We start from the raw sequence: 21,196 nt of genomic DNA on the forward strand, positions 1-21,196 counted from the left end.
CTTCATCCCTTCCGCGATTTTGCCTTTCCGCCTCAAACAAACTCATCACCCAATACTAACCGGAAACTAATCCAGTTTATTGTATTTCTTCATTAAGTTTTCATAAGTCGTCTGAGGAAGTAACCATTTCAAAGGAACCCCTATTTTCTGTCCGAATTTCCCAAAATAATAATGGGCTTTCCATTTATTTTTGTTCACAAGCTGTTCGATATATTCGGCAACTTCTAATGGCTCAGTTCCATCACCTACATGGGAGTTCATAAGAGCATAAACCTTATCAAAAACATTTTTATACGGTTCGGACACTTTTGTTCTCACTCTGTTTTCTGCAATATTGGTTTTAATATCCCCCAAATGAAGTGAACAGACATCGATATTCCATGGATATACTTCATAACGCATGGCCTCAGTAACTTTATCCAAAGCTGATTTTGATGCAGAGTAAAATCCTCGGAATGGTAGTCCCATTTCACTTCCGATACTGGAAATATTGATGATTTTTCCGAATTGATGCTCACGCATTACAGGCATTACAGCGCTCATCATCTGAACAGAGCCAACTAAATTTAAATTGAAGAGTCTCAAAATATCTTCCTTTGAAGAGTCTTCTACAGAACCTACCATTCCCATTCCTGCATTATTGATTAAAACATCTATTTTTGATTCTGTTTTTAAAACCTCAGCAACAGCGTTCTGAACAGCATGGTTATCGGTAACATCTGTCGGAATAGATTTAAAAAATTGGCTTTCCGTATGTTTTCTGCTCAGTCCATACACCTGATGTCCTTTCTTTCCAAAATATTCGGCTAAAACAAAGCCTATTCCCGATGAGGTACCTGTAATGATAATGGTCATTTATTTTTATTACTTTTTAGAATTATCCTTTTTATTCTTTCTTTAAGCCCGCCGATAGAGCTTTATTAAAGCTGCTATTTTTAGTTCTTGATCAATTAGCGGAGTTTATTGAATTTTCAGCAAATGTAAAAAAAGAAAAATGAACTCTATTATTTATTCTCTATGAAAATAAGCTCTTTAAGATAAATCCTAAAGTATTGTTGATGAGCCTTATAACTGTTTATTGATCTTAAACTTAAAAGAAAGTTAATCTTAATAAAGTCAATCATATAAGAATAATCAGTAATTTATGTTTATGTATTTGGTTCATAGTGTTTTATATTGCTGCTTTATGAGTCTGTTTGTTAGAGTTGATTACTATTTTTTAATAGAAATATAAAAAAAGGTTAATGACGTCTGGGATAAAGCTGTTCTAATTTTGCATGCGAAATCAAAACATACATGACTGTACTTAAATCTTCTGTCTCAGTGGCTTATCTAACAGGCCGGGGACTATTAATTGGTGCCTTGTTTATCTCGCCAATACTGTTATCTCAGAAAAGAGATAGTTTAAAAGAAAAATCTATAGATGAGGTTGTTGTGGTAGGATACGGAACACAGAAAAAAAGTAAAGTATCCGGTGCCGTTTCTGAAGCTTCCTTAGATAAGCTGAGTTCAAGATCTTTATCCGGAATAGGCGAAGTACTTCAGGGAAAAGCACCCGGAGTAACAGTCGTCAACGAAGGGGGAGATCCTAATGGTGCCCCAAAAGTGAATATCCGTGGTTTAGGCGGAATTAATGGAGAAACCCCTCTGTACGTAGTAGACGGTGTCGTTTTTAACGGAACTCCTGCAATTAATCCTAATGATATTCAGGATATCTCTGTACTTAAAGATGCTTCTGCAGCCATTTATGGAGCAAGATCTTCAGGAGGAGTGATTCTCATCACGACTAAAAGAGGAAAAAAAGGAGCACTTACTGTCGATTTTGATGTAAAGTATGGTGTCAACCAGACATGGAAGCTGAAAGAATCTTTAAATGCGGCAGAATTCCAGGATGTGATGTATCAGGCTTTTGAAAATGCAGGTAAACTAAACAGTCTGCCTTTGGCTTTTAATGCAGAGAAATATGCTGACGGAAGAATTACCAGAACCGACTGGATGAAAGAGATTTTCCGTACAGGAACCATTCAGGAATATAATATTAATTTGAGTGGAGGAAGTGAGAAATCCAGATTTTTTGTTGGAATGAACCATAGGAATCTGGAAGGTATTCTACTAAATACACAGGCAAAGCGATATAACTTCAGAGTTAATTCGGAACATAAGATCAAGGATTGGTTAACGATCGGGGAGAATATGTATTATAATTACTCAGACGGAAATACGGCTGATACGAAAAGTGGGTATACCGGAGCATTAGTCGCAGCGATGTATTATCCGCCAAACGTTCCTGTGTATACTTCGACCGGAGCATTTTCAGGACTACCTATTGATGTAGCAGGAGGCTATGGAGATATGATCAACCCCGTAGCTTATCTTCAGCGGATCAATATCAGAAACCCTACTCATGAAATTCTCATCAACCCTTATGCAGAGATTACCTTAGCTAAAGACCTCAAATTTCGATCAAACTTTTCTCAGACCTTTAAAATCGGAACGGTTAAAAACTTTACATACAGAGTTCTGGAAGTAGGAAAGATTTTTGACACGAATAACCTTGAGTATCAGTCAAACAACTCATCGACAGCGCTTGCAGAACAGCTTCTTACCTATAAAATAGCTTTAAACAAGCATAATTTTGACTTTCTCGGTGGTTTTACTTTTCAGAAAACAATAGATGAGGGTTTTTTAGCCAAGGCTTATGATTTCAGAAGTGAGGTAGAAGTTTTTCAGCATCTTCAAAATGCGGCGGATACCAATAAAGATGTTTCGAGCTACAGATATCAGCAATCATTGGTCTCCTATCTGGCAAGAGTTAACTATGATTATTCCGGTAAATATGTAATCAGCTTATTAGGGAGAAGAGATGGCTCTTCTTTAGTGGCGAAGCAAAATCGTTTTGCTAATTATTATGCTGTTTCCGGGGCATGGGTAATATCCAGAGAAACCTTTCTACAGGATGCTTCCTGGCTCTCAAATTTAAAACTGAGAGGAAGTTACGGGATCTTAGGAAACCTGGGTGGGATTTCTCCTCAGGCAGTAAACCCTTTAATGATCAGGGATAATAATATTATTTTTGGGCAGGACCCGTCCCAAAACATTGCTTATTATGCTACTACGAGACCTAATCCGAATTTAAAATGGGGAAAATCTGAACAGACCAATTTTGGATTAGACGCTTCTTTTCTGAACAACCACCTTTCTTTACAGTTGGATTACTTCATAAAGAATTCCAAAGATCAGATATTTAATGTAAGCTTACCGAGTACGGCTACCTATAATAATCAATATGTAAATGCAGGATTATTTCAGGATAAAGGATATGAAGTAGGAGTTAATTATAACAGCAAAAGTACAGGAGACTTTTCTTATTCCATTGGGGCTACATTTAATCAACTAAAAAACACGGTGAAGCAATTAGCTGATGTAAATGAGATCTTTATTAACAGCAATGGAGTGAGAGGAGTGTTGAAACCTACCCGCATAAAAGTGGGCGAGTCATTATATTCTTACTATGGATACAAGACCGGAGGTATTTTCCAGACCCAGGACGAAATCAATAATTACAAGGATGCGAACGGAAATCTTATACAGCCCAATGCCAAGCCTGGGGATATTAAATTCCTGAAGAAAGACGGGAATACCGGAACGTTGAATAACGATGATTTTGTCAATCTCGGAAATCCTTATCCTAAATTTTCATATGGATTATCCTACAATATGACCTGGAAAAATTTTGATCTCAATGTATTCTTTCAAGGAGTGTATGGAAATAAAATATTTAATGGGCTGAAGTTTATTTCATTAAACCCGGGAGGAACAGGGCAAAACTATAATATGGACAGGGAAATCCTTAATGCATGGACACCACAAAATACGAATACAGATATTCCAAGGCTGGTTCACGGAGACCCAAGTGGTAATTATTCAAAAGTATCGGATTTCTATGTTGAAGATGGCTCTTACCTAAGACTGAAAAACCTTACCATCGGTTATTCTTTACCCAAAGAGCTTTACGGAAAACTTGACGTAACCAGGCTGAGAATTTATGTCACGACAAACAATTTGTTTACGATTACCAAATACACTGGTTTTGATCCTGAAGTCGGAATGGATACGTATGGTGTGGATACCGGAAGATATCCTCAGGCACGTTCATTTATTTTCGGGGTAGAAATAGGATTATAATTTTTAATAGTTAAAAAGTAAAAAATATGAAATTTTTCAACAAAATATTTTTAGTGTCAGGAATAGCAATAATGCTGTCGTCCTGTACAAATGAACTGGATGTTCAGCCGGAAGGAACTCCTACAGAAGCAAGCTTCTGGAAGACAGAAAATGACCTGATAACAGGAGCTAATGCCATGTATAAGCCTCTTTTTGACGGAGAGTTTTACGGGCGGGGATTGTTTTGGTTCATCAATGCCAGTGATGATATGGTCACAGGAAGGGCAAAAAGTGAAGCGGATAATGCAAAGAATTTCAGCAGTAATTATATTGCTGCAGGTGATCTGGAAACCCAATGGAATAAACGATATAATGTTATAGGAGTAGCCAACCGTGTGATCCGGAATATAGATAATATTCAGACCTCAGCTGCCGTAAAAAATAAATATCTGGGAGAAGCCTTATTCATGAGCAGCCGGATGTATTTTGAACTGGCTTATACTTATGGGAACGAGAAAGCGGGTATACCAATCATCGACCGTACGAAAGAACCCGATACCAATCCTATACCAAGAGCGGCCAACGTGATGGATAACTACAATTATATTGTAGCAGATTTGAAGAGAGCAGCTGAATTATTGCCTGCACAGGAACAGCTTCTTGCAAAAGATTATGGACGACCTCATAAAGCAGCTGCATGGGCACTTCTTGCAAAAGTTTACCTTTTTATGAAAGACTGGCAAAATGCAGCCTATTGGGCTAATGAAGTAATGACCAAAGGAAACAGAACTTTGCTGGCTAATTATGCAGATGTTTTCAAGGCCGAAAATAATTATAGTACAGAGTACATCTGGTCTCTTCCCGGAACTCCTAAATTTACCGCTTGGGGAAGTATCCTTCCCGGAGTAATGCTTGAAAATAAAGGCTGGGGATTATATAATGGCTGGGGGTATTTCCAACCCACTAAAGAATTGTATGACGAATATGAAGCAGGAGATCTTAGAAGAAGTGCAACGATCCTGAAATTGGGAGATAAATTTACTTTTAATGGTTCGGAAAGGACTTATGCTTCTTCCAATTCTCTTACGGGATATCAGTTTAATAAATATATGGATGCCTTTAAATATGCATTAAACAGTGGGCATGTAAGTGCCAATGGAGATTATCCGTGTACAGATCTTGCTGTTCCTATTATGCGTTATGCTGAGGTAGTCCTGATCAAAGCAGAGGCGAAAATAATGATGGGACAAAATGCTGACCAGGAAATCAATATGATCAGGACCCGCGCCGGTCTGGCATCAAAAAATGGATGTACGCTAGCCGATCTGAAACATGAAAGACGTTGTGAGCTGGCAGGTGAGTGGGCAGACAGGCATCGGGATCTTGTACGTTGGGGAGATGCTCAGGGTACCTATGCACAACCTTTACATGGTATCAGTGGCCAGATAGTTTGGGCAGCCAGGAACTTCAATCCATCAATCCATAATGTATGGGCAGTTCCGCAGGTCGAAATTGTCAACAGCCATGGAGTCATTAAACAAAATCAAGGTTGGTAAGATTTTTATAACTATTGGGGCGAGATTCGGGATTCGGGGTGAAGTGAAGTTATTAAGAATTTCTTCTTTGCCGTTTGGACAAACACCCTCAAATTTACAATTTAACATATCCGTGATTTCGCCCTTTCGCTTTTTTGCGATTTTACCTTTAAACCGATTCTTTTTTAAGATATTATGAAACAAATAAAAATAGGGGTCTTATTGGCCATGGCCATTTTTTCACAAAATCAGGCACAGAATTATTTAAACTATAATGTTAGTAATGCACATTCACATAATGATTATGAACAGGAACTCCCTTTCTGGCAAGCCTATTATGCGAACTTCGGATCTATTGAAGCAGATGTTTTTCTGGTCAATGGCAAACTTTGGGTGGCTCATACAGAAAAAGAATTATCTCAGGACAGAACATTAGAGAGTCTTTATCTGGACAATATTTCAAAACAAATTAAACTTAACAAGGGAAGTATCTATTCTGATCCTGGGAAAAAATTACAATTGCTTATTGATGTTAAGCAAGATTATAAAACAACACTCAGTGCATTGGTCACCACATTGAAAAAATATCCGGAGATAACAGGGAATCCGGGAGTTAAAATTGTAATTACCGGAGATCGTCCACAGCCGGGGGATTTTAAAAATTATCCGGATTATCTTTTCTTTGATGGAGATCTGGATAAATCCTATACTTCTGATGAGTTGAAGAGAGTAGGTTTGTTCAGTGCGGACCTGCAAGGTCTGGTTAAGTGGAATGGAAAAGGAATTCCAAGAGATGAGGAAACAGAAAACATTAAAAAGGTAGTTGCTGCGGCGCATGCACAACAAAAGCCTGTACGATTCTATGGAGCACCGGATTTTCCGAATGCATGGCTGAATTTTATAGATTTGGGAGTGGACTATATCAACACCGATCATATTCCTGATCTCAAAAAGTTTCTGAATACTATTCCCCGGAACTTCTATAAAAATACCAAAGAATACAGCACCTATACGCCTACCTATAAAACAGATGGAGTAGTGAAGAATGTTAAAAATGTGATTCTTTTGATTCCGGACGGAACTTCTTTACCTCAATACTATGCTGCTTTTACGGCTAATAAAGGAAAGCTGAATGTATTCAATATGAAAGCTACCGGATTGTCCAAAACCAATTCGTCCAATGCTTATATTACAGACTCAGCTCCGGGATCAACAGCTTTTGCTACGGGGGTAAAGACTAAAAATACTTTTGTAGGGGTTGACGGAATGGGAAAAGCCCTTGCACAAATTCCCGATATTATTGCCGGTAAAGGAATGACTTCAGGATTAATTTCTACCGGAGATATCACGGATGCTACACCTGCGGATTTTTATGCCCATTCAGATAATAGAAACAATTCAGAGCCTATTTTGAAAGACTTTGTTAATTCCAAAACCAAAATTCTGATCGGTGGACCTACGAATGGATTAACTCCTGAAAATCTACAGAAAATTAAAGATGCAAAAATCGATATTTATCAAGATCTGAAATCAGTAAAGAAAATCAATACCCGTACCCTGGTTATTGATCCGTTAGCTTCACAAAGAATAACCAATGGAAGAGGAAATTGGCTGGCGGATGCTTTTGATCTTACCCTTAATGATTTAAAAGAGAATAAAAAAGGTTTCTTTATGATGGTCGAGGCATCTCAAACTGATGGCGGAGGACATAGTAATAATATTGAACAGCTCGTTACAGAATTATTAGATTTCGATCACGTGGTAGGAAAAGCTATGAAATTTGCCGATGAAAACAAAGAAACATTAGTCATTGTAGTAGGGGATCATGAAACCGGAGGTTTAACACTTCTTGATGGCAGCCTTAAAGACGGGTGGATATTCGGAAACTTTAGTACAAATGATCATACATCCATTCCATCCAGTGTATTTGCTTATGGTCCCAATTCTAAAGAATTTACGGGCCTGTTTGAAAATACCGAGATCTTTAATAAAATACTGAATGCCTACGGGATAAAGAAATAGATGTTAACTGAGGTTATATTACCAACAGCAGCTTTGTCCATTAAAAAAATTGCAGCCCTTATTCAATAAGGGCTGCAATTTTTATCATAAGGGCTTGTTTTTCAGAACCTAAAATCTAATTGAAATTGGTTTTAATGATCAGTTCTGATAATTCTGCACTGATAAAGTCTATAGGCATTATCCCATAAGATCCTTGAGGGCTGCTTTGAAATAAAGTTTTAAGCTTAGGGTTGATATTGTTGGATACGGTAGGGATATTTGGAATTCCAAATATTAAAGGTTTGTAACCGCTTGTGAAATTAATAAAGAGTTTACCACTCGTATCAGTTTTTGCTTCATTGTACAGAGCTGAAATCCTGGACCATTTATCGTCATTATTACTTACCTGATAATAATCCTGAACCTTTAAAGATGCGTTTGAGTTATTGATTTCAAATGTTGTATTGTCTGCCCATGATGTGGCATTAATTCCCTTAACTGTTTCTGCAGAAAACCTTCTTAATAATTTAATTTTTCCTCTCACAGATCCCAGGTTAGGAATAGTAGTACCTAGATCCCATCTGGATGGATTTTTCTGAATGTAAGAATCAAATGTCTTTTCAAAAGTTCTTGTATTATTGGACGGATCATATTCTTCTTTAACGGACATCACTATTGTTTCCGTCGGATGACTTTCCAAAAATGTATAACATGCATTAAGGACGTCATCGAAATTTAAATTCTGATAAATAGGACCATGATGTATGGCAAAAGAATTATCAATATGCCTGCACCGAATATCCAGAAAACGGATTCCAGCATTAAGCTGCTCACTGATGGTAAGATTTTGCGTTTTTGCAGTACCGCTATTAGAAGGTACTTCTCTCATAGCTCCCGAATCATGAGTACCGGGAATAGAAATTTTTGAAATAGAAGTATTATCCTGTAATCCGGACATCCAGTTACTGATTCCGATAGCAGCCAGGGAAGTTTTGCTGACATTTTTAGTCTGAAGATTCAGACTCTTATCATCAGAGTCCATTACGGTTACATTTTCTGAACAAGAAGAAAGCATGGTTGAGGCAGTCGTAATGCCGAAAAAGAGAATCGCCAGATATCTCATGTTAAGTTTGAACATAGTTTAAAGTATTTTATTTAATCTTAAAAATACACATACATCTATATTGGGGAGTTAATTAAATTTTAATATATAATTAAGTTATGAAAGCGAAAAGGCTGAATGGCAAAATCGCGGAATCGTAAAATTGTTCAATCGTTAATTAAAAAAAATAGAATATTTTAATTATCCTCAGTTTTCATGAATAATGCACAGTACCTTTTGTCATTGACTTCGTCTAATCTTCGATTTCAGGAATGGAGCAGAAGCGGAGTGGAGGAATCTCAACAGTAATATTAAAAATGAGGATATAATGAGTTGTTGAGGTGATGAAGAGATTTCTCACCTCGTTCGAAATGATAGAGGTTACATCAATAAATTATAACAATAATACATGAGATAGAAAACGACGTTCTTTAAGTAAGAACGTCGTTTGTATTTTAACTTAAGAGCATCGTTGAGCTATGAGATAAGTATCGTGGAAAGATCTTTCCAGAACATCGGATAAGATTTCTCAACGACATCTTCTTCCTCTATATTAAGTTCTTTGATCAGGCAGAACGGAGCAAAGCTCATGGCCATTCTATGATCCTGATATGTTTTGATAGAAATATTTTCTTCCGGTTCTCCAAAGCTAACCGATTGAATCGTTGAGTCTGTAATTTCAGTTTCTGCTCCTATTTTTTTCAGCTCATTGTATAAAGCCTGAAGTCTGTCAGTTTCCTTTACTCTCAACGTTCCAAGCCCTGAAATATCGAAAGGGATTTTTAATGCTGATGCTGTTACACAAAGTGTTTGTGCAATGTCAGGACAATTATTCATATCCAGTTCAATTTTTTCCGGGAAAGAGAAATTAGGATCAGGCTGTAAAGTGATTTTATGCTCATCTTCTGAAAAAGTTGTTGTAATTCCGAAGAGCTTTTCATAGATGTCCGCTATTGCAGAATCTCCCTGAGTGGATTGTTTATAGAAGCTTTTCAAATGAATGGTTTCTCTTCCTAATGCACAAATCGAATAGAAATAGGACGCAGAACTCCAATCACTTTCCACTTCATAATGAATAACAGAAGAAGGGTTGCTAAAAGGTTCTACCTTAATGACATTTCCATTAAAAGTGGCTTTAATACCGAATTTAGTTATAATATCCAGTGTCATTTCAATATAGGATCTCGATGTGATATCACCCACAAGATTGATTTCCAAACCATTTTCCAGTTTTCCCGCGATAAGAAGCAAAGAAGTAATAAACTGGCTTGAAATATTAGCAGGAACATTCACCGTAGACTGAATGATTTTCTTTCCTTTAATTTTTAAAGGGGGAAAACCTTCGTTCTCCATGTATTCTATATCTGCTCCCAGATCACGAAGTGCATTGACCAGGTTCTTAATAGGTCTTTCTTTCATTCTTCCGGATCCTGTAAGGATAGTATCTCTGCCCTCAAAAATTGAAAAATAAGAAGTGAGAAAACGCATGGCAGTTCCCGCATGATGAATATCCACCACTTCAGCATTTTGTTCAGAAGCTTCTATTTGTTTTTTATAGCCTTCACGAACCTCTATTGAGGTTTCAGACAAAGCTTTCGTCAGCATGTCAGTGTCCTGAGAATTGGAAAGGTTACCGATTTGTATGTTACTAAACAGACTTTCCAAAATCAATAAACGATTCGAAATACTTTTCGAACCGCTGATTTGTATTGTTCTGTTTCCTTCTAATTTTGATTGCTCTAACTTCATTGTTTCTTAAGGTTATAGACATTAGGTGCTATACCACAAGCTTACTCTTAATAACCCATTAAGGTATGGGGCAAGTCGTTAAGAATATATTAAGAGATTGCTTTGCTTTGTTCTCAATAGCAGCCTTTTGTCAATTTCTATTTCAATTTTTCATTATTCTGATGGCGGTCTTTGTCGCGATCAGTTTTTATCTTCATTTTTTTGTCAAAAGCTTCCTGTAGATTGACTCCGGTTTGATTGGCTAGACATAATGTTACAAACAGAACATCAGCCAGTTCTTCACCAAGATCTTTGCTCTTGTCACTTTCCTTTTCACTTTGTTCGCCATATCTTCTTGCGATAATTCTGGCTACTTCACCTACTTCCTCTGTTAACATGGCCATATTGGTCAGTTCATTAAAATAACGAACCCCAATGGTTTTTATCCATTCATCAACCTGTTGCTGTAAATTAGTAATCTCCATTATTGATAAGCTCCGAGCGTTGGGTTAGTAGTTCTTGATACATTGGCAATGTCAAAAGGTACACCTGCTGCAACAGTAACATTTCCTTTAGCTTTTGCTGGTGAATTGCTTTTTACTCTCAGATTAAGATGAGAGGTATAAACGTTTACAAATAAGGGGTCTTCATTTCTCAAGCATTGAATTACATTCGGATTGCTGTCAAAATTAAAACCGGCTTGCGATGTGTTGGAATATTTTAATAAAGAATTTTGGAATTGGAAGTTAAACTGCTGCCCAGGGGTTTGTTCTAAATTAACTGAATTATCCCGGTCAGAAAATACAATGCTGTTTCGTACATTCAGTTGTAGGGCTCCTTGTTCCGATTGACCGGAATCATTTTTCCATTCATTGGTTGCAAAAATACCAAGTCTATTGGCTGAAGATAAAACTTTAGAATAGTTGGCAATAGTAGAGTGTATATAATTATGGGTTCCTCCTTTAAAAATGCCGATAGCAGATTCCCCACAATTATTCATTACTAAGTTTTGTGCAGAGACTGTAGAGTTGACTGCATAAATTCCATATTCCTGGAAGGTGTGAATAATTGAATTGCTGATGGTGGCGTTGGTCTGTTTCATTTCCAGTCCGCGTGTTCCTCCAAAAAGTCTGGCGTAATTCATATTAAGTGTAGACCCTGCCTCCATTCTGATAGAGTTCCAGTTTTTAGGAATGGTATCATAGCGCGGATCATTTCGGTCTCCACGAAGGACAACCTGATTGTTCAACGTTCCGTTTATATTAAGGGATGCTCCGGCGGATACTTTCATTCCGCTATTCTTATGAAAATAAACTTTGGTTCCCGGTTGGATATCTAAGGTAATATTAGGGTTAATGGTTAAATCGCCATAAATAATTTTAGCCTTATCATTATTCCAGGTAGTATGATTGTTAATCACATTTGGATTACTTGGTGTTTTAATAAAAAATTCAGCATCCTGAACTACAGAGAATAAAGTGACATGTTGTTGTCCTGCCGGGCTTGTAAAAACGATTCTGTCTTCAGCAATGGCTTCCGGACCAGTAGCCTGTGGAGCAATTTCAACAAAAATATAAAGACTGTCTTTTTTTCTTAAAGGAACATCTTTAAAATCATAACCTGCTTTTCCATCTACATTGATTTTATAGAGCGATGCAGCTCCTTTTTCCAAATTAATTCTGGGAATTAAAATATCTTTATTCTCATTATTATAGACCTTTACCAGATATGTTTCCGAGCGTACCTGATGATAAACCGTATCACAGAATATCGTATCGCTTGAAAATCTCAATTGCTGAGAAGGTGCATCAAAGCTGATATCATCTTTATTGCATGATACTGTGACAAGAAGCATCCAGAAAGAAAAAGCCAGTAATAATTTGAATTTCATCGAAATTAAGGTTTTAATAGATTTCAAATTTAACGAAAATACTTTAATTTTCTTATCAATTGAAAAATATTGGATTCTCTATTTGGATATTAGAAAAAATATTGTATTTTTGCACCCTAAAATTAGCAGAGAAATATCCATTACTATTTCGAAAGCAAAACTTTAATTTTTTAACAAATTGTATTATGAAAAACGGAATTCACCCAGAAAATTATAGACTTGTTGTTTTCAAAGATATGAGTAACGACGAGGTGTTTCTTTGCAAGTCTACTGCAGAAACAAAAGACACTATCGAGTACGAAGGACAGGAGTACCCATTAATCAAAATGGAGATCTCTTCAACTTCTCACCCTTTCTACACTGGTAAAGTAAAATTAGTAGATACTGCAGGTAGAGTAGATAAGTTTATGAACAAATACAAAAAATTCGCTAAGTAATTTTTTGAATTAACGATATTGAAGTCTTCCAATTTTTTGGAAGACTTTTTTTATGCAGAAATTTAGGAGATGAAGGTTATAAATTAGTTTTAGTATTTGTATTTTTGTTTTAGATAGAAATTAGAAACTAAAATCTGGAAAATAATCATATCAATAAGGTGCATGACTTCCAGCTTCACGCCTCTAACTTCTAACATTCTAACCTCTAACTTCTTAAAAATGCAATTAGTACTTTCAGATGCACAGTATTGGGAAGATTTTCTCCCGCTTACATTTACCCGCCCAGTTGCTGAAATGCGATGTGGGATTCTTACCTTCTCTGAGAGGTGGAAAAGATTACTCGAGAACGATGAAATTTCTTATTTCACTGAAAACTACCTGCAAAAAAAATTTAAAAATCCGGAAGAAAAAGAAAGTCTTTTTCTGGTTGCCAATTTTCTTCCGACTGATCAGGTACTCCAGCAGATAAAAGATCTGAAACAAGGCGAAGCTTTGGTTTATGAAGATGAATTGATTGCTGCTAAGATCAATATGAAAGGGTTTTCACTGAATCAGATCGAAAAGATGACCGATATTAAAGAAGAACTGGTCTTCTTTAAGAAACCTAAAGATTTATTTACCTATAATCATAAGGCTATTGATTTTGATTTCGAACTGCTTACAAAAGGAAGAACTTCACAGGAGCTTTCTTCTACCAATGGTTTTTTAGGAGATAAAAAAGATTTGTTTATCGAAGAAGGAGCACAAATTGAATTTTCAACATTCAATACCAAAACAGGTAAGATTTACATCGGGAAAAATACAGAAGTAATGGAAGGCTGCCATCTTCGTGGCCCTATTGCGCTTTGTGATGATTCTAAATTCAATTTAGGAGCAAAGATTTATGGAGCCACTACGATCGGCCCAAACTGTAAGATAGGAGGTGAGGTCAATAATATTATTGTATTTGGATATTCCAGTAAAGGACACGAAGGTTTTGTTGGGAATTCAGTAATCGGGGAATGGTGTAATTTTGGAGCGGATACCAATTCATCAAATATGAAGAATAATTATGGTAACGTAAAATTCTGGAGCTACCGGACCAAGGCTTTTGAAGATACAGGATTACAGTTTGCCGGGCTCATTATGGGAGATCATTCTAAAACAGCAATTAATACCCAATTAAATACGGGAACCGTCATTGGTGTGGCTTCCAATATTTTTAAAGAAGGCTTTCCTCCGAACCTCATAGAAAACTTTTCTTGGGGTGGATTTAAAGGGGATGAAAGATTTAAATTGGATAAAGCTTACGAGGTTGCCGCAAGAGCAATGGCAAGAAGGAAAGTAGCCTTAACAGACGATGATAAGGGGATTTTAAAATATATTTTCGATGAATATTAACCTGATTATATAAAAGGCTTCAAAATTTTTTGAAGTTTTTTTATTTTTGATGTAATAGAAGTTAATTTTTAATTGTCTTACTTATAGAATCAAAACTAACTTATGAACCAAGAGACCTTTAAGAATACGGTGTTTATTCTCAAAAACGAGATGTATCGTTTTGCGAAGAGGTTTGTCATGAGTAGTGATGAAGCAGAAGATGTTGTACAGGATCTGATGATTAAGTTCTGGCAGAAAAAAGATGAACTGGAGCAGTTTGGAAATTTAAAATCTTATGCGCTGAAGGCCGTCCGGAACGAGTGCCTGAACAGGCTGAAGCATCACGATGTAAAACTCGGGTTTGCAGATATGCAGCTTCACCGGTCAGAGCTTTACAGTATGGAGATTAATAATCTGAAAGAACATATTATAGGATTTATAAATCAACTTCCTGAAAAACAAAAAATGGTAATCCATTTGAAAGATGTAGAAGAGTATGAAGTGTCTGAAATTTCTGAAATGCTGGAAATGGAAGAAAATGCAGTAAGAGTAAACCTTATGCGTGCAAGACAAAAAGTAAAAGAACAAATTTCACAATTGATGAATTATGAACAACGATCAATTTCAAGATAAGTACAAAGAAATCTTCCGGGATATTAAGGAAGAGAAAATGGATTGGGATTTTGATGATTTCCTTCAAAAAGCTGAAGGTGTAGATAATGATGATGATAAGATCATCCCTCTTGAAAAGAAAAAGCCTTCTTTCCCTAAATGGTTTTGGATGGCAGCAAGTGTAGTGGTGCTTTTAGGTATAGGTTTTGTCATTAATTATCATCAAAATACAGATATAAAGGAACAGTCTCAGCTTGTAGAGCATCAGGTATTGCAGCAAAAAACTGATTTTATTGAAGAAAATCACGAACCTGAACAACAAGTGGCCGTCAATCATGTAGATACAGTTTCTGTAAAAAAAGATTCTATATTTCAGGAAAATTCGATTGCAGAAAAAGATGTAATGGATGAGATTTTACCAAAAAGAGGGAGATTGAAAAAAGAAGTAAGACCTAAATATACGGACAATACTTCCTATAAAAAATATAATGTGGCTAAAAAAGATTCCACCGGATACAAAAACAATTATGTAATTGTAAACGGAAAGAGAATTGATAATGTAGAAGAAGCTATTAATGTAACTAAATATTCATTTCAAATATTTGCAAATAACGTTAGTGAAAAGTTAGTTCAACCCAAAGTAATGGATGATGACTATTAACTAAAAATATGATTGTTGTGCCTTTGATATCAAGGTGTTAATGATCTCCTTAAATTAAAAATTGACTCATGAAAAAAATATTGATCATATTCGCACTTGCTTTTTCCCATTTCTTTAATGTTTACGGGCAAGCAGACAAATTCGATAAACTTTTTGAAAAATACCAACAGGTAGAAGGTGTAACTTCTATCAAGATTGCAAAGCCGATGTTTGGCATGCTCAGCAGCCTGAATATTGATGATTCCCAACTGGATCAGATTAAACCATTGCTGTCAAAGATCAATGGATTAAGAATCCTGATCACAGAAAATCCTGAAAATGTAAACAGCGCTGTCGGAAAAAAGCTGCAAAATAATCTTTCTCAGATTAATAAAGATATTTCATCTTATTTGAGCCATCTGAATTACAATGAAATCATGTCTGTAAACAGCAGCGGAAACAAAATAAAATTTCTTTCTTCCGAAGCAAAAGAAGGTATACTGGATGATGTATTGTTAAGCATTGACAATGGAAGCGGAGGAAATGTATTGGTGATGCTGGACGGAAAGCTTTCAATGGATGACCTTAATAAAATTATTAATTCTAGTGAAACAAAAATAAGCTCGATCACCAATAGTACAAGAAGTAGCTTGTCGTCAGAGAATACTTCTTCTTATCTAAATGGGGAAGCCCGAAATGTGGGAGAATTTACCGGAATCCAGGTAAGCACAGGAGTAAACGTTGTGTATAAGCAAGAGAACCCAATTAGTGTGAAAGTTATTGCAGATGCTGACAAGCTCCAATACGTTATTACTAAAGTAGAAAACGGGATATTGAAAGTATATGTAGATAATAAAGGGACAAAGAACCTGAGATTTAAAAATTTAAGTGTTAATGTGTCTTCCCCAAGAATGGAGTCTGTCAAAACCTCTTCAGGAGCCAACTTTACGGTAATAAATACAGTAAAAGGAGCTAATTTAGATATTGATGCATCTTCAGGGTCTAACATCAAAGGAAAGTTCAGTATGTCAAATACTACGAATGTGAGTGCAACTTCAGGGTCTACTATAAAGGCTACCATTAACACAGGAAATATTATCGTAAAAGCTTCCAGTGGTTCTGATACGCTTTTGGAAGGGCAAGCTAATTCCGGTTTAATGGATGTGAGCAGTGGAGCGCTATGTAAAGCCGAAAACCTGAGAATGAGTGAAGTGGAAGCGGAATCTACCTCAGGAGGAAGTTTAAGTGTCAACGTTACAACAAAACTTACCGTAAGAGCTTCATCAGGAGGTTTAGTAAAATATAAAGGAAATCCTGAAATTAACTCTAAGATCAGTAAGACTTCGGGAGGAACCTTAAAATCAATAAACTAATCACTTAACCTAATCACCATGAAAATTTTAAAGAACACCTTCCTGCTGGTTTGCACCATTTTTCTTCTGCAATCCTGCGTGGTTTCTCACAAGCCGAATATGGATTTTTTCAGTAATTCTGATTACAATTTTAAAGGGGCTAAGTTTGAGAGTATCAATGTTCCGTTGTTTTTAGCAAAACCTTTTATTAAAAAGGCATTAAGAGAAGATGGTGAAAATGAAGAAATGATAGCCCTCGTTAAAAAAATATCAAAAATAAAAGTTTTGACTGTTGAAAACGGGGATAAGGAAATGTTGAAAGACTATGCTCAATATCTAAATAATAATAATTATGAAGACTGGGCTACGATAAAACATGATGGGGATAATGTAAATGTTCGGGTAAAGCAATCCGGTGAAACTATTAAAAATATGCTGATTACCGTGAATTCAGATAAAGAGCTGGTTTTTGTAGATGTAAAGGGTAGCTTCACTCCGGATGATATTTCAAAATTCATTAATGCAGCATCAGATAAATAATTTATTTTTATCAATAAATTATTTACCATGGAAAAATTAATTAGGGAAGTGCGCATGCTTAAAATATATGCTGCCTCACTTACAATCGCATGTATTCTGCTTTTTTTATCAGCTTTTAAATCCAATAATAATCACCAACGGTTTGAAGAAATTGATGTTGAGAGAATTAATATCGTTGAGAAAGATGGAACCTTAAAAATGGTAATCAGTAATAAGAAACGCCAGCATCCTGGATTATTAAATAATAAGCCTCTTAAATCCAGAGAAAGGGAGGCCGGATTGATTTTCTTTAATTCATTAGGAGACGAATGTGGAGGACTGATTTATGATTCTGATGAAAAAGGCTCAGGAATGGTATACTCCGTAGATCAAAGAAAAACAGATCAGATCATGCAATTGCAATATAGTGAAGTTACAGGCGCAGATAAGAAGAGAGCTTACGGTTTAAAGCTTTGGGACAGACCACATAATTTTCCATTAGAAATAATGATCCGCTTTGATGATTCATTACAAAAGTTAAATGATCCTGCGGCAGTAAAGAGAGCTTATACAAAGCTGAGGGAAGAAGGGAAACTTGGAAATGAACGTTTTTTTGCAGGAAAAGCAGCAAATGGAGATGTAGGACTTTTTATCCGGGACGATAAAGGCCGAATGCGTCTTAAGATCTATGTGGATAAAAACAATCAGACCCATATTGAAAATGTTGATGAAAACGGACAACTTACACGTCAATAAAAAGATAATTTTATATTCAAGTTCATATAACTTCATTTTATTTTGTACAGAACCGCTTTTAATTAAGAGCGGTTTTTCGATTTAACTTATTGATTATTAATTTTTATTTAAACTATTAAAAAGAATTTTCTAGTCTCATTAAAATAACTTAATTTTGCAAAGAAAGTAAAGATGTCTATTCATAACAAAATTGTAGAGACAGCCATCACTTTCGATGACGTTCTTCTAGTCCCTTCTTATTCAGAAGTTTTACCTAACCAGGTATCCCTAAAATCAAGACTTACCGATAAAATCACTTTGAATGTTCCGATAGTATCTGCTGCGATGGACACAGTTACTGAAGGCGATCTGGCTATTGCATTGGCAAGAGTTGGTGGTCTGGGTTTCATACATAAAAATATGACGATTGCAGAGCAGGCAGCACAGGTTAACCGTGTGAAGCGTTCTGAAAACGGAATGATCTCTGATCCTGTTACCCTTTCAAAAGATCATACTTTGGCACAGGCTAAAGAAATGATGTCAAAATATAAAATCTCTGGTCTGCCTGTTGTAGATCCGAATAATGTTTTAATTGGAATTATTACCAATAGAGACGTAAAATATCAGGAAGATCTTGACTTGAGAGTGGAAGAGATCATGACCAAAGAAAATCTGATTACTTCCGATAAAAATACGAATCTTGAAAAAGCAAAAGAAATCCTTCTTAAGAGCCGTGTTGAAAAGCTTCCGATCGTAGATCAGGATAACAAGCTTGTAGGATTAATTACCATTAAAGATATCGATAATCAGTTAGAATATCCTAACTCCAATAAAGATCAGAAAGGGCGTCTTATCGTAGGAGCCGGAGTTGGAGTTGGAGAAGATACAATGGATAGAATCGCAGCGTTGGTACAAGCCGGTGTTGATATTGTAGCTATTGATTCAGCTCACGGACATTCTAAAGGAGTTTTAGATAAAATTTCTGAAATCAGAAAAGCATATCCTGATTTGGATATCGTTGGTGGAAATATCGTAACTGCTGAGGCCGCAAAAGATTTAATTAAAGCCGGAGCAAATGTTCTGAAAGTAGGTGTTGGGCCGGGTTCAATATGTACTACCAGAGTAGTAGCCGGAGTTGGAGTACCTCAGTTATCTGCGATCTATAACGTTTACGACTATGCTAAATCTAAAAATGTAGCTGTAATTGCTGATGGGGGAATTAAGCTTTCCGGAGATATCGTAAAAGCGATTGCAAGTGGAGCAGGGGCAGTAATGCTGGGATCTCTTTTAGCAGGAACCGATGAGGCTCCGGGAGAAGAAATTATATTCCAGGGAAGAAAATTCAAATCTTACCAGGGAATGGGAAGTCTTTCAGCAATGAAGAGAGGAGGAAAAGAAAGATATTTCCAGAGTGAAGCTAAAAAATTCGTTCCGGAAGGAATTGAAGGAAGAGTACCACATAAAGGAAAACTGGAAGATGTTATTTTCCAATTGACCGGTGGTCTGAGAGCTGGAATGGGATACTGTGGAGCAAAAGATATTGAAGCTTTACAGAAAGATACCAAAATGGTAATGATCACAGGAAGCGGATTGAAAGAATCCCATCCTCATGATGTTATCATCACACAGGAAGCTCCGAATTATTCTTTGTAATGATTCAATTAAATATAACGAATAAGGCTATCTCAATGTTGAGGTAGCCTTATTTTGTATTTTGTTTAATAGTTAACTTATTATTGAGCAACGCAAGATCCTGGTGGAAGATCTGATATTCTTCTGCAACCTCCAGGTCCACAGCAGAAAAACTCTGAATCACCACAACCAAAATTGGGTAATTCAGCATTGCACATTTTAAATCCGCCTTTAATACTTTTTAGGCTTTCTCTTGAAATTTTTTTTGAATTTTTCATAATAATTATTTGTTTTATAATTTGTAAGATTTCTTTGAAATTAAACTAAGAAAGCAGGTCCATAAATGAGTCATAGGTTCCATCGTAATCTTCCCATTTTTGTCCATTAACGAAAAAAGAAGGAGTTCCGTTCACGCCACTGCGTACACCGCCTTCAAAGTCAGCTTCAATTTTACCTTGAAGTTCCGCAGTATTGATTTCATTTTCAATTTTATTGACATCCAGCTTCAAAACTTTCACGCATTCCTTAAGCAGCGCTTCGTTCAATATATTTTGATTATCATAGATCAGGTCATGCATTTCCCAGAATTTTCCTTGTTTTCCTGCAGCTTCAGCAACTGTTGCGGCAGCCATGGCATATTCATGGGCATCTGTTAAGGGAAAGTTTCTGAATACAAATGCTACATCATCACTATTTTCTTGGACGAATTTTCTTATCAAAGGAAAGGCATGCCCACAGTAAGGACATTGATAGTCGCCATATTCAACTAAAACTATTTTTGCAGTATCGGGATTTCCCTGAACATGATCCTGAGGGCCAATGGGAACTCTTAAAGTAGACATAAGTATTATTTTATTTTAAATTTTCTAATGCGTCAATAATCCCATCAGCACCGGGATTAATTCCATCAGGAGACAGATAACTCCATTGAATTATCCCTGCAGGGTCAATAACGAACAGAGCCCGTTTCGAGGTTCCATTTTCTTCATTGTAGACTCCATAGGCTTTTGAAACTTCTCCTTTAGGGTTAAAATCAGCCAATAAAGGGAAATGCAGTTTTCTGTTTTCCATAAAGGCATCATGACACCAAGTACTGTCTACAGAAATTCCAAGAATGTCAGCGTTATATTTATGGAAAATGGAAAGCATTTCGTTATACAGGCTTACCTGATCGCCACAAACCGGGCTCCAGTCCGCAGGATAAAAAACTAAAATCAGATTCTTTCCTAGAAAATCCGAACGTTTTAATGTTTGATCAGGTGTGGCATGAAGCTCAAAATCCGGGGCTGGGGTTCCTTTTTCTAATATCATATTTTTGAGATTGGTTATGAAAAAATTCATATTAAAAACTAAAATTACTAATAAGAAATCAATTCATAGGGGTTGATGACTTAAATTATTGTTAAAAATAAATATGCGGATTGTAACAAATGTAATATTACAATGACATATTACATCAAACATAGAATGATAGGTGAAAAAATTTATT

The 21,196-nt window shown here is 36.2% G+C and carries 19 protein-coding genes; 11 read left to right on the forward strand and 8 right to left on the reverse strand.

All coding sequences use genetic code 11. The annotated features are described in order from the left end of the window. Positions 1–66: 66 nt before the first annotated feature. Positions 67–855: an SDR family oxidoreductase gene (locus CJF12_RS16100; protein WP_034682713.1), complete on the reverse strand. Its 789-nt coding sequence runs from the start codon at positions 853–855 to the stop codon at positions 67–69. A gap of 441 nt (positions 856–1,296) precedes the next feature. On the opposite strand from CJF12_RS16100, the gene CJF12_RS16105 reads away from it, so the two are divergent. The 3 genes from CJF12_RS16105 to CJF12_RS16115 all read left to right on the forward strand — a co-directional run bounded on the left by CJF12_RS16105 (position 1,297) and on the right by CJF12_RS16115 (position 7,721). After that, positions 1,297–4,185: a SusC/RagA family TonB-linked outer membrane protein gene (locus CJF12_RS16105; protein ID WP_034682710.1), complete on the forward strand. Its 2,889-nt coding sequence runs from the start codon at positions 1,297–1,299 to the stop codon at positions 4,183–4,185. Between the two features lie 26 nt (positions 4,186–4,211). Beyond that, the gene (locus tag CJF12_RS16110) at positions 4,212–5,720 is read left to right on the forward strand and encodes a RagB/SusD family nutrient uptake outer membrane protein (RefSeq protein ID WP_034682708.1); all 1,509 of its coding nucleotides are present in this window, start codon (positions 4,212–4,214) and stop codon (positions 5,718–5,720) included. 174 nt (positions 5,721–5,894) lie between these two features. Next, complete coding sequence (locus tag CJF12_RS16115; RefSeq protein WP_034682706.1) at positions 5,895–7,721, forward strand: alkaline phosphatase; 1,827 nt, start codon at positions 5,895–5,897, stop codon at positions 7,719–7,721. Positions 7,722–7,836: 115 nt separating this feature from the next. On the opposite strand, the gene CJF12_RS16120 is transcribed toward CJF12_RS16115, so the two are convergent. From CJF12_RS16120 to CJF12_RS16135, 4 genes are all read right to left on the reverse strand, one after another. After that, on the reverse strand, positions 7,837–8,838 hold the full coding sequence (locus tag CJF12_RS16120; protein ID WP_095591186.1) for a phosphatidylinositol-specific phospholipase C: 1,002 nt from the start codon (positions 8,836–8,838) through the stop codon (positions 7,837–7,839). Positions 8,839–9,279: 441 nt separating this feature from the next. Then, positions 9,280–10,551 carry a 3-phosphoshikimate 1-carboxyvinyltransferase gene (gene aroA, locus CJF12_RS16125; protein ID WP_034682703.1) on the reverse strand — a complete coding sequence of 424 codons (1,272 nt, stop codon included), beginning with the start codon at positions 10,549–10,551 and terminating at the stop codon, positions 9,280–9,282. A gap of 137 nt (positions 10,552–10,688) precedes the next feature. Beyond that, positions 10,689–11,015, reverse strand: coding sequence for a nucleotide pyrophosphohydrolase (locus CJF12_RS16130; protein WP_034678907.1), 327 nt, complete (start codon positions 11,013–11,015; stop codon positions 10,689–10,691). Beyond that, positions 11,015–12,421: a hypothetical protein gene (locus tag CJF12_RS16135; RefSeq protein ID WP_034682701.1), complete on the reverse strand. Its 1,407-nt coding sequence runs from the start codon at positions 12,419–12,421 to the stop codon at positions 11,015–11,017. The genes CJF12_RS16130 and CJF12_RS16135 overlap by 1 nt, the downstream gene beginning before the upstream one ends. A 185-nt stretch (positions 12,422–12,606) precedes the next feature. Here CJF12_RS16135 and CJF12_RS16140 point away from each other — a divergent pair, with 185 nt between their 5' ends. The 8 genes from CJF12_RS16140 (at position 12,607) to guaB (ending at position 19,728) form a co-directional block, all read left to right on the forward strand. After that, positions 12,607–12,858, forward strand: coding sequence for a type B 50S ribosomal protein L31 (locus CJF12_RS16140; RefSeq protein WP_002976190.1), 252 nt, complete (start codon positions 12,607–12,609; stop codon positions 12,856–12,858). Between the two features lie 219 nt (positions 12,859–13,077). After that, on the forward strand, positions 13,078–14,238 hold the full coding sequence (locus tag CJF12_RS16145) for a GlmU family protein (protein WP_034682699.1): 1,161 nt from the start codon (positions 13,078–13,080) through the stop codon (positions 14,236–14,238). A gap of 102 nt (positions 14,239–14,340) precedes the next feature. Next, positions 14,341–14,850, forward strand: a complete 510-nt coding sequence (locus CJF12_RS16150; protein WP_034682696.1) for an RNA polymerase sigma factor — start codon at positions 14,341–14,343, stop codon at positions 14,848–14,850. After that, entirely contained in the window at positions 14,825–15,490 is a 666-nt protein-coding gene (locus CJF12_RS16155) for a hypothetical protein (RefSeq protein WP_051887220.1), read from the forward strand. The genes CJF12_RS16150 and CJF12_RS16155 overlap by 26 nt, the downstream gene beginning before the upstream one ends. Before the next feature lie 68 nt (positions 15,491–15,558). Next, positions 15,559–16,842, forward strand: a complete 1,284-nt coding sequence (locus CJF12_RS16160; protein ID WP_034682693.1) for a DUF4252 domain-containing protein — start codon at positions 15,559–15,561, stop codon at positions 16,840–16,842. Between the two features lie 18 nt (positions 16,843–16,860). Further along, complete coding sequence (locus CJF12_RS16165) at positions 16,861–17,361, forward strand: DUF4252 domain-containing protein (RefSeq protein ID WP_051887219.1); 501 nt, start codon at positions 16,861–16,863, stop codon at positions 17,359–17,361. Positions 17,362–17,388: 27 nt separating this feature from the next. Beyond that, the gene (locus CJF12_RS16170; RefSeq protein ID WP_051887218.1) at positions 17,389–18,096 is read left to right on the forward strand and encodes a hypothetical protein; all 708 of its coding nucleotides are present in this window, start codon (positions 17,389–17,391) and stop codon (positions 18,094–18,096) included. Between the two features lie 171 nt (positions 18,097–18,267). Continuing rightward, positions 18,268–19,728, forward strand: coding sequence for an IMP dehydrogenase (gene guaB, locus CJF12_RS16175; protein WP_034682688.1), 1,461 nt, complete (start codon positions 18,268–18,270; stop codon positions 19,726–19,728). Positions 19,729–19,808: 80 nt separating this feature from the next. Here guaB and CJF12_RS19965 read toward each other — a convergent pair whose 3' ends face one another. From CJF12_RS19965 to CJF12_RS16185, 3 genes are read right to left on the reverse strand one after another with little or no spacing between them, the layout of a single operon-like run. Continuing rightward, entirely contained in the window at positions 19,809–19,985 is a 177-nt protein-coding gene (locus tag CJF12_RS19965; RefSeq protein ID WP_157759865.1) for a bacteriocin-like protein, read from the reverse strand. Positions 19,986–20,030: 45 nt separating this feature from the next. Continuing rightward, positions 20,031–20,549, reverse strand: coding sequence for a DsbA family protein (locus CJF12_RS16180; protein WP_034682686.1), 519 nt, complete (start codon positions 20,547–20,549; stop codon positions 20,031–20,033). Between the two features lie 10 nt (positions 20,550–20,559). Further along, positions 20,560–21,018, reverse strand: a complete 459-nt coding sequence (locus tag CJF12_RS16185; protein ID WP_084675617.1) for a redoxin domain-containing protein — start codon at positions 21,016–21,018, stop codon at positions 20,560–20,562. Positions 21,019–21,196: the final 178 nt, after the last annotated feature.

The sequence above is a fragment of the Chryseobacterium piperi genome (assembly GCF_002285635.2).
Lineage (GTDB): Bacteria > Bacteroidota > Bacteroidia > Flavobacteriales > Weeksellaceae > Chryseobacterium > Chryseobacterium piperi.